Raw genomic sequence first — 14,490 nt, forward strand, 5'->3', positions numbered from 1 at the left:
CTGATTGTCATATCCGACACTATTGGCAACTTCTTTTATGGTCATGCTGCTCTTTTTGAGAGATTGCGAAGCCATCTCCATTTTAAGAGAAATAATAAATTGCTGCGTGCTTATGCCGCAAATGCTTTTGAAGATGCGTGCCAGGTGACTGCGGTCTATGTTTAAAAAGTGGGCAATTTCGGAAACGGTTATCCGTTTGTTCACATTGCTTCTTATATAGTTTTTGGCATAAGAGACATAGGTTTCTGCCGTATTCTCATTTTTCGTCAATAATTTGCCCTTCGTAAGCGCCGCGATAAACGGCCAAAAATGGCTCATGATCGTTTCAAAGTCGGTCCAGCCTAAATCGATTATATTCTTCAGCGCGTTTCCGACGCCGTTATCATCATTTATGACGTGGTTCTCGTGCGAGAAGCCTGTCACGGACATCATCTTCTCCGAGAAACTGCCGTCAAACTCTATCCAGCGATACAGCCACGGATCATGGTCATCCGCCTTATAATAAGCCGTTTGTTTCGGATAGATCAGAAAAAACTGTCCCGCGTGTACTTGATAAACTTTTTTATTAATATGCAACTCGCCATGCCCGCTGTAAATGTAATGGATGAGATAGAAGTTACGCGCCGCGGGCCCGAAGGAATATCCGTTATCGCACTGCTGTTCCCCATATTGCATGGGATAAATATCGGATGAGATTAAAGGACTTTTAGCATAATAGAGTTTCATTGCATTCAGCTCCCGGAACTACTATATCACATTTCCCCATAATTACTCGATAAAAACACATTTATCTACTCCACTATTTATCCTATCATAACAATAAAAATGCAACTTGCGAGGAGGATTTCTTATGGAGAAAGTATCAGCTAAGGTTACATCAAGGACAGCGCCGGACAAGATCACGGATCCCGACTACATGTTTCCGGCTTTCTCGAACGGCAAGGTGCTTCTGAATAAAAAGCAAGGACGCCTCCCTGCCATGGGCTGGAACAGCTGGAATGCCTTCGGCAGCAAGAACAACGAGGCTCTCACAAAGACGATGGCGGACGCGATCGTCGATTTGGGACTTGCGGAGTTGGGATACAAGTATGTCGTGCTCGATGACGGCTGCTATAAGTCCGAACGCGTCAACGGATTGCTTTCTAACGAATCGATTAAATTTCCAAGCGGCTTTAAGTCGCTATCCGATTACATCCACGGCAAGGGACTTAAATTCGGTATGTACAACGATATAGGGACACATCTTTGCGCAGGCTCCGCGGTGGGCACTTGCGGCTTTGAGGATGTCGACACGAGGTCTTATATAGAATGGGGGGTTGACTTTATCAAGGTTGACAATTGCTACTACCTTTGGGATAACGCCACGTTCTCGGACTCGGCAAATGCCAAATATTCCTATGCCCCGAATATCAGAAGCATAACGGTTATGGGCGAAAAACTGAATATTACTTTAAATGCGGTGAAGGACGGTGTGCTTCTAGGCCAGGGCGCATACAAAAACAGTGGCGACTATGTAACAAACATCGGTACCTTCGACGGAACAAGCGTGGGGACAACACCTGTGGGCGACCGCTGGGGAGAGCTGGCGTTTACCGTGAACGCACCAGCTGGCGGAAACTACGCCATAACCGTCAATTACGCAAGCGGCGAGGAGAATGGCACGGGACGCTGGCTTCAGCTTGCGGTTGGAAGCGCAGAGAATGAAACCCGATATTTTGATGATTTGCTTCCTCTTACCGAAAGTACGGCTGCCTTTGCAGATTCGGAAGAAATAACGGTTTCCCTAAATGAGGGAGAAAACATCATCCGTCTTATGAACCATAGAAGGCAGGAAAATACCCTTAATTCCTATGCGGTTTTGCTGGAAGGCTTGAACAAGTTGACCCTAACCATGATATTGTATTCTCCATCTGCGAATGGGGGAAAACGCTGGAACGATCCCGATATGCTTGTCATCGGTATGAACGGGATCACGACGACCATGAGCAAAACGCATATGACGATGTGGTGCATGATGAATTCTCCGATTATGCTTGGAATGGATTTAAGACGGATTGCAAAGGGCGACGAGCTATGGAGGATTATTGCGAACAAAGAGGTCATCGCCTTGAATCAGGATCCCCTCGGTGTCCAGGCCAAAAGAATTTACTGCTCTATCGACCATGACAATCCCGATACGGCCTATATTGCGAATATCAACCGGGTTGATATTCTGGCAAAGCCTCTTGCGAACGGAGATATGGTCATATCCTTTATCAATCTCAGCGACTCGAAAGATACGAAAATGCACTCCGTTGATGTAAGCCGCATTATCGATTATCTTGGGCATAAAATGGTTGATGCTGAAAAATTCAAACATGCAGCAAGCTATTGCCTAAAGGATTTATGGACAGGCGAGGTTACAACGAGGATATCAGAGACCTTTTCTGTTACAGGCATTGACGCTTATGACAATGTTACCCTAAGAGTTACTCCTGTATAGTAAGCTGATGATTGAGGATCTTGTTACTACCGAGCAGTTTGTGAACATGGTCATTAGAAGCATAAAAGGCCATATAGAGCCAACGCGCGACAGTTGGTCGTCAGGCTATATGGATTACGCGTTGTATAAGGGAATAATCGAGGACTATGATCTAACCAACATAAGCAAACCCATTGAGCGCCGTTCCGCTGCAAGAATCGTTCACGAGACCCTGCTGACAGAATTCGGAGAAAGAGACGAGCAAGATTGGTCGGCGGCAGAATATCTTAGGGACTTGTATTCCTGCCGTACCTGCGTCATGCATATCGCGCAGATGTATGTAAAAGGTATAATGCACGGACGTGACCCAAACCTGTTCGATACAGCGGGCAGCTTAAATCGTGTGGAAGCCGAAGAAGTTGTTGCGAGAATGCTTGATAGGGAGCAGCGTATGCCTCACACAGGGGGCAGAGTATTTCAAAGTAAACATCTGACCCCCGATGAAGCATGGGAGCTTATGGTGAATGACCCTACGGCTATGCTAGTAGATGTGCGGACGAATGAGGATTATCGAACAGGGCATATCCGGGGAAGCATTTGTATACCGTTACATGATATCTCCAATAACCCGTTCTCGGTATGCGTGCGAAAGGATACTCCATTAATCCTTTACTGTCAAATGGGGTATAAAAGTTCTATAGCGGCACAAGCCCTTATAGATGCAGGTTATAGCAGAGTTTATACGATTCCAGGAATAGAGCAGTATTCGTATCCTTTATTATAGGAGACAGGCTGCTTCCGCTGTCCTCATAATTGCCCCCCGTCTTTGTCTCGGGGGAATAGCATGGCAGGCTTCGAGGGTGCGGGATATGTGACGGGCTACGGCACGAATGCCGACGCTAATACTCGCTTCGTTGTCAGCGTGCTTGACGATGGTATGTATGACGTGACGATTCGTTACGCGTCCGGCTATGGCGCCATTCAGATTGATCACGACCGTAAGCCTGCTGCGGGATTATCCGTATCGAATACGAATGGGCAGTGGGAGGAAGCAACACTGCGCATGTTCCTGCGCACAGGTATCAACTTAGTTGAGAGGACGCCGTTGTCGCGGGTACTCCGGCAGGAGCCGAGCTTCCGTTGATTCGTGACGACGCGTTTGCGAAATATGCATCAAACGGGAAGTATGTCAACGGAATTACCTCTTACGACGGTGCGGAAAGATATCTCGAAATTGACGATATCGTAGTACCCGAGGACAGAATCTACAAGTTGGTTGTCCGATATGCCAATGGGGAAAGCGCGGGAACGCATGCCTATAACAACGATGTTGTGGAGAGATACGCGCAAATTAGTGTCAATGGCGGCGAGGCGGAGACCGTATTCTTCAAAAAGGAAATCGTAAAGTGGGACTCGAAACGGTGCCAATCAATAAAGCCAAATATGGCATTGCTTCGTACTTCGATAATTTAAAACTGACGAATACGAGTTCTAACGCAGTCATTTTCTCGGATACCTTCGAAAGTGCGGCATACAGCTGTCTAAGGACAAGAACATAATCCCATTGAAAGTCGCTATGTTAGCGGCTTTTTTGTTTTATCGGTACAAGTTCTTGTCCCGAGCCCAGGACAAGAACATGAACCGATTACCGATAAGATAAGTATCTAACATCCATGTAATCTCATTAAGCTAACGGGCAAGATAGTTCATCGCAAGAGGCTATTGATCTATAGCGATGAGCTCAAATCCATTGATCAATCGGAGGGCACGCTCAAAATTATGCAGACGGCGTACGCAAGGTCTAGGGTGTCAGCTTTTTAGAGCAGTCAAAAGGCACGCTAGTGCGATGGACTGAGCCATCGTCGATTTGCAGCACTGCTGCAGGTCCCCAAATATTCATATCCACCGATCTACGTCATGGCAAGTCTCATTCGATTGCCTGCACCGTCTCTTCCCGCAGCCTTTTGATGTCACTGATCGGCGGGGGACTAAACAGCCTTGCGTATTCACGGCTGAATTGCGTAGGGCTCTCGTAACCGACACGATAAGCCGCATCGGCGGCATCGGGGGACTCGGCTAAACAGCAGACGGCTCGCCTCTTGAAGGCGAATCCGTTTCAGGTACTGCAGCAGGCTCAGTGCAGTCACTTGCTTGAAGTAACGATGCAGCGACGAGGGTCCCATATGGGCCGTACTCGCGAGATCATCGATATGAAGCGGCTGGGCATCATCAAACTTGATGCGGGCCATGACTTTGGCGATCCGACTCGTACTCACTGCCGGCGAGGGCAAGCTGCTTAAAGGCTCCGCCTTGGCTTCCCCTCATGATCCGGTAATAAATTTCACGGGCGACCAGGGCGCCAGAGAGGAATGTGCGAAAAATGGCTTGAACCGGTTCTTAGCTAACGGGCGGCGTAGTGACAAATTACAAACTCTTGTAACAATACATGAAACAATACGAATCAAAATAATAATATAATATTTGTGTGAAATCGCTTTCGAAATGATGTGATACGGTATTCAAAAGAGAAGCATTCAGCTCACAAGCCTAGAGGAAGCACCTAAGATCTGGTAAGTTTTTTGGTGGAAACATGCAAGGAACTTTACAAGCGTGTCAACTGGCATGGGTTTGGATTAGGCCACTGGCTGTCGAAATGTTAGCATAGGTACGCTTGCAAAGGTAAATGAGTAAAGGAGGTTCTGCTTTGGGAAATGACTATACACCTATGGCATTCCAGTTGAAAACTGAACGACTCGAACTGAATATGTGGGAGGAATCCGATGCAGACTGGCTGAGGCAGCTTATTCGTGAGCGTGGAGTGGACATGCCAACACTCGAAGCCACTCGAAGCCTCATCATCGATATGCGCAAGAAAGCACTCGAAAATGGGATTTCCCTGCTCACTATTCGCCGCCGTGACGAGGGCGATTTCATCGGATACTGTGGCCTTATTATCGGTCGTACTACACTTGAAGAGCCTGAGATCGCATACGAACTGTTCCGCAGTGCTCACGGTAAAGGCTATGCGACTGAAGCAGCATCCGCGGTCTTGGACGCCGCGATAGCCACCAAGCGCAGTCGGCTCTGGTCTACTGTGGGTGCATGGAATGCTGCATCCTTCCGAGTTCTCGAAAAACTAGGCTTTGAGCGGCAACATAGTACCTGGAAAGAGAATGGAGAAGAAATTGTTTGGAACAAGCGTGAACTTTAGAGAGATGGACAATTTAGGGCGTTGCTGTGAAAAGACTAATCGTATCTCATTGATCTCATTGTTTTCACGTTGGCTTCACTAACGGGATTGTAAAAACAAGATCAAAGGGCCATCCCTCAAAGGATGGCCCTAAAACTTGCCGTTACAGACAGTGAATCCGTATCACAGTAAATCATTAAGCTAACGGGAAACGTTAGTTGGATATACATCAGTCGAATTTCTTGCTCCGCAAGAAGCCGGGTACCCGGTGGCACGGGAAAAAACCAAATTATCCTGCCGCCAGCCGCGCGTTGCGCTACCTGCAAGTATATCGAATGAAGGGATGAAGGTGAACCTGTCGAAAATAATTCAAAGCATACATATGAGGGATGTCATGGTAAAATTTCGAGCCAATTGCGGTCGATTGCTGTGGTCAGTTGAGTAATGAAGAGGAGTTCACGGAGGAGGAGACTGCGTTTTGATGCCTTTACTGGATTATTTCTTAAAAAGACCGCCATTGCAGCATGATGACATGTTCCATTTCGAACGGCTCTATTCGAGCATCTTGGGGCGGGAAAAACCGATTGAATTGGACTATGAACTATCTGCGCCCAAATGGATGTTCTTATGCTATCTGTGCGAGACGAAAAACGTCGTGCTCCATGGATCCGCGAATCCTTCTATCTTGGAGTTCGAGCCTCGCCAATCGAATGATGTCAACGAGTTCGGCAACCGTCGCGCCGTGTACGCGGCTTCCGACGGCATCTGGCCGATGTATTTTGCGATTGTGAACCGGGAGCGCATCTCTTTATTGTTGAACAGTTGTTTTGGTATTCGACAAGAAAACGGTGCCGCAACGGACTATTATTACTACTTTTCGGTCGATCAGGATGCACTTCTTCATGATCCTTGGCGTAACGGTACAATCTATATTTTGCCGCGCGATACCTTCGAACAGCAAGAACCGCTGCAACGCCAGGGCATGCGTCTCGATTCGACGCAATGGGCCAGTCCCATCGCCGTAAAACCGCTTGCCAAACTGGTCGTTACGCCGGACGATTTTCCTTTTAAACAACAAATGAACGGTCATGATCCTCAGCTAATTGCCGAACGTTCACGGCGAAATCCTGAAGGGTTTCCTTGGAGGGATTGATTGGATTAGCGGGCAAGAGGGCTGTACTATTGCCGGGGGCAAGCTGTTGCGGCCCTCTTTGTGCCTTTGGAGAAAGAATGAGAGAGGAACTTCGTAATATCAACGACTCGCTTATGTTCCGAACTCATCGAAATTAACTTGGTACATATTCCAACCAAACGTGGGCTTAATGTGTCGAAGGACAAGAACATAGTCCCATTGAAAGTCGCTATGTTAGCGGCTTTTTTGTTTTATCGGTACAAGTTCTTGTCCCGAGCCCAGGACAAGAACTTGTACCGATTGCCGTAATGGACAAGAATATGAGCCGATTACCGACAAGATAAGTATCTAACATTGTTTGCATGCAATCTCATTAAGCTAACGGGCAGTTTAACATGGCTAGGAAATTCGTATTATACAATGGCGATTCCGGTAAACCCTTCCCTTTGAAAGTTATTGGTGTCTCGTGTCAGGAGTTACAGCACACTCTTATTGCGATTTTCGAAACAACGTTGGCGTAATTCGGTAATATCGCTTGAAGGCGACTGTAAAGCTTTCGGGAGTGGAAAAACCTATTTTACTGGATATTTCCGCAATGGAAAGTTTCGTTGTCGCAAGTAGATAGGCGGATGCTCCCATGCGCGCTGACAATTTCTTTTCATTAAATGATAAGCCAAATTGTTTGAATATGGCTCTTTCGGTTTGTCTGATACTGAGTCCGAGTCGATCTGCGAGTCCGCTCAACGTAAGGGCCGCGTATTCATATAAGAAGCTGTTCTCTATTATGAGTAATCTGCTGTCGTCGAGTGTTTTGACGGGAGATGCGATTTCGGCGGCAGAGTGTTTTGAATATTGTCTTAACGTTTTAATGAGAATCAACTCGAGAAGCCTGGTCGTGCTCTGGAGATACCCCAGCTTGCGCCGGGATATTTCGGCGGCTAGTAATTGAAATAATATCAGCATTTCCCCACAATCTTGGCCGATCCAGAACGGTGTGTCAAGCAAGCATCTACTAAGAGCGGAATCCTCCTCTGAACAGCCATTGACTTGACTCGAAAGCGGATCGGCAGACAGGACCTCAAGGAATACGCAATATTCCGCCATCGGGTCTTCCAGATTCGTTAACTGCTCGTGCGGAACGAGTGGACCGGTCATGTATAGACTGCCGGGGCCAAGAGGATAACTTTTATCTCCTGCTACCAGCGTTCCTTGCCCTGTGGGAATGTAGTGAAGTTCGTAGCTTCCTATGCTATGGCTGTGTTCAGGCATCGGAACATAGAAGAAGCCGAACTTCACGTAATGAACGCTAAGGACAAGGCCGCCAAGCGACAATTTAATATCTAAATTTCCAAGGTCGATCGGTGGTAGCTCCATCAAATCAACTTCCTCTCAAATAATCTGTGAAAATACGACATCCAGAACTTTAGAGATGTCGTATTACACTGATACCAAGCCTATCCCCGTACCCCTATAATTATAGCAAATCGCCATTCTTAGGAGGAACCGCATGAAAACTAGTAAACAGATCTTTGCGGCGGACGGATCAAATCTGAAGAAATACGTATCCCAGAATGGTTTAGAGACGCGAAACTGGGCATCTTCATCCACCGGGGTATCCATTCCATTCATGCCTATGGCGATGAGTGGTACGGTCACTGGATGTACGAACCCAATTCGAAAAGCTAGGCTGGAGACGATATATACGCTTATCATCAGGCTAACTATCCAGAAAAGTTCGGCTACAAGATTTTATTCCGTTATGGGGCGCGGAGCGGTTATTATTCAAGAGCTCGCGACGGCCGTTCGCCACAGGGGAATGCGCCTTGGCTTGCCTAACCACTTTGCGGAAAATTGGTGGTTCTTCAAGCATTCCGAAGAACAAGACACATCAGATCCCATTTTTGCGAAACTCTATAACGCCGAGAACGAGCTGACAGAGGCACATGTGAAGAAATGGTACGATTTCTCCATTGAACAGCTGGAACTATTTAAACCCGACCTGTTTTATTATAATTTTGAAATTGCACAGCCCGAATTTAAAGAGCAGCTGCGAAAAATCGCTATTATTACAATAAACAGGCCGAATGGAACAAAGGCGTCGTATTGAACTACAAATACGGAGCGTTTGAGAACGGGGAAGCCGTTCTAGATGTTGAGCGGGGCCAGCTTGCCGGCATCCGGCCAATGCCATGGCAGGCTTGCACCTCCATCAGCAATAAATAAACAGCGAATGAGGTAATCGGGACGTAGTCGATATCGTGAGCAAAAACGGGTGTTTGCTTCTCAATTTTGGTCCGAAACCCGATGGCACCATTCCCAAAGAGCAGGTGAACGTTCTCGAGCAATTAGGCGACTGGCTGCGGACGAACGGCGAAGCGATTTACGATACGCGGCCGTATGAAACGTTTGGTGAAGGTCCTACATCTGTTGGCGGAGACGCATTATCCGAAAGGAAAAACCAGGTGTTTACGGCGCAAGATATCCGGTTTAAGCGGAGTAAGGGCGGCAACGCATTATATGCCGTTCTCATGGCCGCCCCCACAACCGATTGTATTCCCATCGAATCGCTTGGAACGATCAAATCCGAGGCAGGCGAAATCGAATCGGTGTCGATACTTGGCATCGGAGAAATCGAGTGGACTCAAAAGGAAAGTGGACTACACGCGATCCTCCTAGAAAATCACGGAATCTCATCCTTGTTCGCGATTAAAATTAAGATGCGCAGCAACTAATTGTTCGTTCTTCTGCTTCCTGCCGGGATCGCACAGCTAGGAAGCTTTTGGACGAAACGCAATGCAAGCGCTGCCAAAATTCCATAAAATGAACGCTTTCTTTTAAAATATGGACCGTGTTCAGTTGGTTATCGGCTCTCTATACTTAATTTCAGTCCCTAACATTTAAGGGCTGCGGCCAGAAGGAGGTGACAAACTGCTATGTTTCTAATGCGCTTACACAAACAACAGCCCTTTCAATTGTTTGTCTGGTCTGGATTGGCGTATTTGCTTTTGTTCAGCTATATCCCCATGTTCGGTATCGTAGTTCATCGTTATCGTTTCGTAGCGCCTGGGTAGCGTCCGCCGATCTCTGCCGTCAATTCCTGCTTAAAAGAATCTAAGGAAGCTGCTGAAAGAAATCGTGTCACCCGTCGCTACGCTTACGCTTAACTCGCATAAAACTGCAATACATTCACCGTTCTTTGAAAGTAATGTTCGTACACGCTCTTTAGGATTAACCATACCCTTGAAACCATGCATCAACCCATCCGGAGTTACTATGGCAGCCAATTCGGAATTACGGAAACGATTCACAAAATGATCGGCGAAATCATCAAGCAAATCATAAACACGGCATGTATTGTTAGCTACAAAAGGCTTACTTTCAAATGACAAAAATAAATCAGCTCTTTTTTGGAGAATTTGACCGTCATACTCGCCACCGATGCACAAATAAGCGATAACTCCAGCTGGATTGGTCAAGGTATTGATCAGATTGCCATTAAGGGAATGCCTGCACGGTGGGACGAAATCATTCAGAAATACGGCGTTCGGATTTCTTCTGGTGGTTACATACGACGAGGAGATTGCACTACCGTCAGTGAACAAAAGCTGGATTACCAGGATTGGATTCCCGACTTTTAAGCTTGGGGGAGATATAAAAGTGCCCTCAGCTGCTTAAGCCGAGAGCACTTCAGTGTTTATTCGCTTTACCCGATTCCCCTGCAATGTTGTTACTTAAAGTTCTTTCAAACTTCGAATGCTTATGTTTCCCATGATGACTCCTCCTAAAGTGAGTATTAAAATCTTTATGGTATTCCAGGGTTCTATTCAACTTATGAATCACCCCAAAGGAAGTTCGTTAGATTTTGATATTCGAGTGGGTTATTGATATATAAAGCGCTTTCATTCCTGATTATAATGAGTGTCAGACAGATAAATAAACCAAGGAGGATTAAGATGAGTGCCAGCCTTACAAAAACTGCGAATTCTGCGCCCATAAGAAAACGGTTCCAAATCAAGGATAAATATACACTCTTCTTGACGGCGTTGCCCTTTCTTGTGCTCGTATTTTTATTCTCGTATTTTCCTCTCTACGGGTGGATTTACGCGCTGTATGACTATCAACCGGGCATTCCGCTGGCGAAAACGGACTTCGTCGGGTTGCAATGGTTTACTGCTATGGTATCGGATAAGGTTCAACGGGTTGAGATGTTCCGGGTTCTGCGGAATACGTTAGCCATTAGTTCACTTGGCATCGTGACTTCGATACTTCCCGTCATCTTAGCGATTCTTCTGACGGAGGTACGGAATTCGAAGTTCAAGAGGATCGTTCAGACCTTGACGACTTTGCCGAACTTCATTAGCTGGGTATTGGTCTATTCCTTCGCATTCATGCTGTTCTCGGTTAACAACGGCTTTCTCAATCACTTTTTGATGAACCTCGGTTGGATTAGTTCGCCGACGAACATCCTCGCCGACGATAATCACGTGTGGCTCGTGATGACATTGTGGGGAGTGTGGAAAGGGCTCGGATGGGGCGCAATCATGTACATCGCCGCGATTACGGGCATCGATTCGGAATTATATGAAGCGGCCAGAGTAGACGGTGCGAACCGTTTCCGCCAGGTCTGGCACGTGACCGTGCCAGGCATCATCCCGACGTACTTCGTGCTCCTGATTTTGTCGATTGCGAACTTTATCAATAACGGGCTCGAGCAATATTTTGTGTTCGCCAATGCCTTGAACATGAACCATATCGAAGTGCTCGATCTGTACGTGTATAACATTGGCATGGGGAACTCCAACTTTGGGTTTGCAACCGCCGTCAGCATCATGAAATCCATCGTCAGTCTGTTCCTGCTGTTCGCGGCCAACGGCATGTCCAAGCTCATCCGTGGCCAAAGCATCATCTAAGACGAGAGAGAAAGGAAGAAGAGACCCATGGCGACCAGGCAAAGATTTACCTTGTTCGACGCTTTAAACTACACGCTGCTCGGCTTGTTCACATTAGCCTGTTTCTTTCCGTTCTATTATTTGTTTATCAATACGATCAGCAACAACGACATAAGCAGTAAAGGGCTGGTCATGTTCTGGCCGAAGGGGTTCCAACTGTCCAACTATGAGCATGTTTTTCAAATTCCCGGCCTGGGAATGGCTGCAATCGTATCGATCGGACGTACCGTGATTGGCACGGCATTGACGGTTGCGGCATCCGGCTTGCTTGGGTTCCTGTTCACGAAGAATCAAATGTGGGGGCGCCGGATATGGTACCGATTCATTATCGTAACCATGTACTTTAACGCCGGTCTGATTCCATGGTACCTAACGATGCGCAATCTTGGACTAACCAACAACTTCCTTGCTTATATTCTGCCTGGGATCGTATCCCCATTCTTCATTATTTTGGTCAAAACATACGTAGAGTCGACGCCGATTGCCCTGCAGGAGTCCGCACAGATCGACGGGGCGGGACACTTAACGATCTTTTGGAAGATCGTTATGCCGCTCATTAAGCCGATCCTGGCTACCATCGCGATCTTCTCTGCCGTCGGCCAGTGGAACCAGTTCCAAGACACGCTGTTTCTTGTGACTGATCCGAAGCTCTTCACGCTTCAGTTCATTCTGTATCGATACTTGAACGAGGCTTTGTCTGTCGCCGAACTCATGAAACAAGCGATGAGCGGGGGAGGAGCGGTGGCTAATCTGGCTTTGCAGCCGACGCCGACTTCAATCCAGTCGACGGTGTCGATGATTGTCGTGATTCCGACATTGCTCGTCTATCCGTTTTTCCAGCGGTATTTTGTGAAAGGTCTCATGATCGGCGCGGTTAAAGGGTAGCGTACCGATCTGATGCGCACTGACTTTTTCAAGGAGGTGGTTCATTCGTTGTGAACGATTGCAACGGAGTAATCGGTTAATTCCGGATTTCTCGGCGCACATTGCGCGCCTTAAAGTAAAGTAAAAGCCGTTAATATGAAAAGGGAGGCTTTACAGTATGCCTAGGCAAAAAAAATGGACCTTTCTCGCTGCTCCTGTGTGCCTAATGATGGTTATCGCGGCATGCAGTTCCGGAGGAGGGGGCAATACGAGCTCGCCCAGTGCCACTAGCAGTACGGGAACAGCGAGCGCTTCGGATAACGGAATCATAACGGACTGGTCTAAGCAACCGGAAATGACTTTGACTGTATTCGATACTTTGGCCAACTATGCCGGCGAGCAGCAGGGCTGGTTCGCCAAGTTGATCAAGGATAAATTTAATATCAAACTGAACATCGTCGCACCGAACCTGTCAGGCGGCGCTCAAATGATCGCTACGCAGATGGCATCCGGTGACCTCGGCGACCTGGTTGTAGGACTTGGCGGCAAGGATTATGAGAATGCGATCAAAGCAGAAATGATTCTCGACTGGACGAAAGACGGCCTGCTCAACAAATACGGCAAAAATTTGGAGAAGTACGCCGCTCAGGCACTTGATGCGAACAAGAAACAATACGGCGGAGGCACCGCGATTTACGGCATCGGGCATAACGTTGGCACCGGCGACGGCCCGAGCGAAGGGGCGGACATGACGTTCGGACCGATGCTCCGCTGGGATTTGTACCAGAAGCTCGGCAGCCCGCAAATCAAGACGCTTGACGACTATCTGCCGATTCTGAAGAAGATGCAAGAGATGGATCCGAAGAGCGATTCCGGCAAGAAAACGTACGGAATGTCGCTGTGGTCCGACTGGGATGGAGATTGGTCCACCTTGGCTAAAGTTACAGCACAGTTTTATGGCTATGCAGAAGGCGACACCTTCAATCCCGGGGACATGATTCTTACCAAAGCCGATGGACCCGAATATCAAGGTTTTCTTGATGATAACAGCTACTATATGCAAGGACTCGAGTTCTACTTCAAAGCTAATCAGATGGGACTGCTCGATCCGGATTCCCTGACTCAGAAATTCGGCGATGTTTCGAACAAATTTAAGGACGGCCAAGTGCTCTTCTCTCAATTCCCTTGGATTTCCAACGTGTATAATACACCGGATCATACGTCTGCAGGCAAAGGATTCGTGCTTGTTCCGTTCCAGGACGAGAAAGTGTACTCCTCTGGCTTCAATCCTTACGGCGGCTCATTGATCTGGTCGATCGGCTCCCATGCGAAAGATCCTGCGCGTGTACTGGCATTCGTCGACTGGTTGTTCTCGCCGGATGGCGTGCAGGAAACCAACATCGGTCCGAAAGGCCTCGCATGGGATATCGGCAAAGATGGCAAGCCGGTATTGACCGATTTCGGCAAGAAGGCGACGACTAACGGCGACACCCCGGTACCGGCGCAATATGGCGGCGGAACTTGGAGGAACGGTGTTTCCCAGCTTAACAATTCGACGCTTACCACATCTCAGATCAATCCGAATACCGGGGCACCGTATGATTCCAACCTGTGGAATTCGACGTTGACCGCTAACCCGGATCCCGTGACGAAGAGCTGGCGCGAGGCGATGGGCGTGACCACTTCGAAGGAATTGTTTGTCAAGAATAACCAGGTTGCGGTCACGAAACCGTTCTTCAACGGACAACCGTCGGCCCAAGAGCCTTCGGATATCAAGCTGAAGCACACCCAGGTTGGCAAGGTGATCAAGGAGTACTCCTGGAAGATGATGTTTGCCAAGGATCAGAGTGAATTCGACCAATTGAAGCAGCAAATGGTTCAGAAGGCAAAAGGC

At 47.6% G+C, this 14,490-nt stretch carries 15 protein-coding genes; 11 read left to right on the plus strand and 4 right to left on the minus strand.

Translation table 11 applies throughout. From position 1 onward, the window contains the following. Window positions 1-726, minus strand: a 726-nt coding sequence (locus CPT76_RS10250; protein ID WP_105442840.1) for an AraC family transcriptional regulator, incomplete at its 3' end; no start/stop codon positions are given. Window positions 727-979: 253 nt separating this feature from the next. On the opposite strand from CPT76_RS10250, the gene CPT76_RS10255 reads away from it, so the two are divergent. Genes CPT76_RS10255 through CPT76_RS10270 form a run of 4 tightly spaced genes read left to right on the plus strand, consistent with a single transcriptional unit; the run spans window position 980 to window position 3,934 of the window. Then, a complete protein-coding gene (locus CPT76_RS10255) occupies window positions 980-2,482 on the plus strand; it encodes a glycoside hydrolase family 27 protein (protein ID WP_219845403.1) in 1,503 nt (500 codons plus the stop codon). 46 nt (window positions 2,483-2,528) lie between these two features. Next, complete coding sequence (locus CPT76_RS10260; RefSeq protein ID WP_181152779.1) at window positions 2,529-3,245, plus strand: rhodanese-like domain-containing protein; 717 nt, start codon at window positions 2,529-2,531, stop codon at window positions 3,243-3,245. Window positions 3,246-3,305: 60 nt separating this feature from the next. Further along, window positions 3,306-3,605: a carbohydrate-binding protein gene (locus CPT76_RS10265; RefSeq protein WP_105442842.1), complete on the plus strand. Its 300-nt coding sequence runs from the start codon at window positions 3,306-3,308 to the stop codon at window positions 3,603-3,605. Continuing rightward, window positions 3,602-3,934, plus strand: a complete 333-nt coding sequence (locus tag CPT76_RS10270) for a carbohydrate-binding protein (protein ID WP_105442843.1) — start codon at window positions 3,602-3,604, stop codon at window positions 3,932-3,934. Before CPT76_RS10265 ends, CPT76_RS10270 begins: the two co-directional genes overlap by 4 nt. 533 nt (window positions 3,935-4,467) lie before the next feature. Here the strand turns inward: CPT76_RS10270 and CPT76_RS42000 are convergent. Continuing rightward, on the minus strand, window positions 4,468-4,710 hold the full coding sequence (locus tag CPT76_RS42000) for a helix-turn-helix domain-containing protein (RefSeq protein ID WP_374954668.1): 243 nt from the start codon (window positions 4,708-4,710) through the stop codon (window positions 4,468-4,470). A gap of 476 nt (window positions 4,711-5,186) precedes the next feature. Between CPT76_RS42000 and CPT76_RS10275 the strand changes: the two genes are divergently transcribed. Both CPT76_RS10275 and CPT76_RS10280 read left to right on the plus strand, forming a co-directional pair. Continuing rightward, a complete protein-coding gene (locus CPT76_RS10275; RefSeq protein WP_105444033.1) occupies window positions 5,187-5,672 on the plus strand; it encodes a GNAT family N-acetyltransferase in 486 nt (161 codons plus the stop codon). A gap of 457 nt (window positions 5,673-6,129) precedes the next feature. After that, the gene (locus CPT76_RS10280; protein ID WP_146116202.1) at window positions 6,130-6,804 is read left to right on the plus strand and encodes a hypothetical protein; all 675 of its coding nucleotides are present in this window, start codon (window positions 6,130-6,132) and stop codon (window positions 6,802-6,804) included. A 468-nt stretch (window positions 6,805-7,272) separates the two neighbouring features. On the opposite strand, the gene CPT76_RS10285 is transcribed toward CPT76_RS10280, so the two are convergent. Further along, window positions 7,273-8,157 (minus strand): helix-turn-helix domain-containing protein, encoded by an 885-nt coding sequence (locus CPT76_RS10285; RefSeq protein WP_105442845.1) that lies wholly within the window; start codon window positions 8,155-8,157, stop codon window positions 7,273-7,275. A 133-nt stretch (window positions 8,158-8,290) separates the two neighbouring features. Between CPT76_RS10285 and CPT76_RS42460 the strand changes: the two genes are divergently transcribed. Together CPT76_RS42460 and CPT76_RS39370 are read left to right on the plus strand one after the other, a co-directional pair. Further along, the gene (locus tag CPT76_RS42460) at window positions 8,291-8,890 is read left to right on the plus strand and encodes an alpha-amylase family protein (protein WP_258168274.1); all 600 of its coding nucleotides are present in this window, start codon (window positions 8,291-8,293) and stop codon (window positions 8,888-8,890) included. Between the two features lie 148 nt (window positions 8,891-9,038). Continuing rightward, on the plus strand, window positions 9,039-9,515 hold the full coding sequence (locus tag CPT76_RS39370) for an alpha-L-fucosidase (protein WP_105442846.1): 477 nt from the start codon (window positions 9,039-9,041) through the stop codon (window positions 9,513-9,515). A 369-nt stretch (window positions 9,516-9,884) separates the two neighbouring features. Here the strand turns inward: CPT76_RS39370 and CPT76_RS36610 are convergent, their stop codons facing one another. Then, window positions 9,885-10,229 (minus strand): hypothetical protein, encoded by a 345-nt coding sequence (locus CPT76_RS36610; RefSeq protein WP_146116204.1) that lies wholly within the window; start codon window positions 10,227-10,229, stop codon window positions 9,885-9,887. A 507-nt stretch (window positions 10,230-10,736) separates the two neighbouring features. Between CPT76_RS36610 and CPT76_RS10305 the strand changes: the two genes are divergently transcribed. From CPT76_RS10305 to CPT76_RS10315, 3 genes are all read left to right on the plus strand, one after another. Beyond that, the gene (locus tag CPT76_RS10305; protein WP_105442848.1) at window positions 10,737-11,693 is read left to right on the plus strand and encodes an ABC transporter permease; all 957 of its coding nucleotides are present in this window, start codon (window positions 10,737-10,739) and stop codon (window positions 11,691-11,693) included. Window positions 11,694-11,720: 27 nt separating this feature from the next. Next, a complete protein-coding gene (locus CPT76_RS10310; protein WP_105442849.1) occupies window positions 11,721-12,617 on the plus strand; it encodes a carbohydrate ABC transporter permease in 897 nt (298 codons plus the stop codon). Window positions 12,618-12,774: 157 nt separating this feature from the next. Beyond that, window positions 12,775-14,490: type 2 periplasmic-binding domain-containing protein (locus tag CPT76_RS10315; RefSeq protein WP_181152780.1), on the plus strand; the 1,716-nt coding region annotated here is incomplete at its 3' end.

This window comes from Paenibacillus sp. AR247 (assembly GCF_002968895.1).
GTDB lineage: Bacteria > Bacillota > Bacilli > Paenibacillales > Paenibacillaceae > Paenibacillus_AQ > Paenibacillus_AQ favisporus.

Excerpts from the sequence above, each read along its gene's own strand:
- CPT76_RS10255 (WP_219845403.1), top strand. The coding sequence starts at position 980 with ATGGGCTGGAACAGCTGGAATGCCTTCGGCAGCAAGAACAACGAGGCT.
- CPT76_RS10260 (WP_181152779.1), top strand. The coding sequence starts at position 2,529 with ATGGTCATTAGAAGCATAAAAGGCCATATAGAGCCAACGCGCGACAGT.
- CPT76_RS10265 (WP_105442842.1), top strand. The coding sequence starts at position 3,306 with ATGGCAGGCTTCGAGGGTGCGGGATATGTGACGGGCTACGGCACGAAT.
- CPT76_RS42000 (WP_374954668.1), bottom strand. The coding sequence starts at position 4,710 with ATGGCCCGCATCAAGTTTGATGATGCCCAGCCGCTTCATATCGATGAT.
- CPT76_RS10275 (WP_105444033.1), top strand. The coding sequence starts at position 5,187 with ATGGCATTCCAGTTGAAAACTGAACGACTCGAACTGAATATGTGGGAG.
- CPT76_RS10285 (WP_105442845.1), bottom strand. The coding sequence starts at position 8,157 with ATGGAGCTACCACCGATCGACCTTGGAAATTTAGATATTAAATTGTCG.
- CPT76_RS42460 (WP_258168274.1), top strand. The coding sequence starts at position 8,291 with ATGAAAACTAGTAAACAGATCTTTGCGGCGGACGGATCAAATCTGAAG.
- CPT76_RS10305 (WP_105442848.1), top strand. The coding sequence starts at position 10,737 with ATGAGTGCCAGCCTTACAAAAACTGCGAATTCTGCGCCCATAAGAAAA.
- CPT76_RS10310 (WP_105442849.1), top strand. The coding sequence starts at position 11,721 with ATGGCGACCAGGCAAAGATTTACCTTGTTCGACGCTTTAAACTACACG.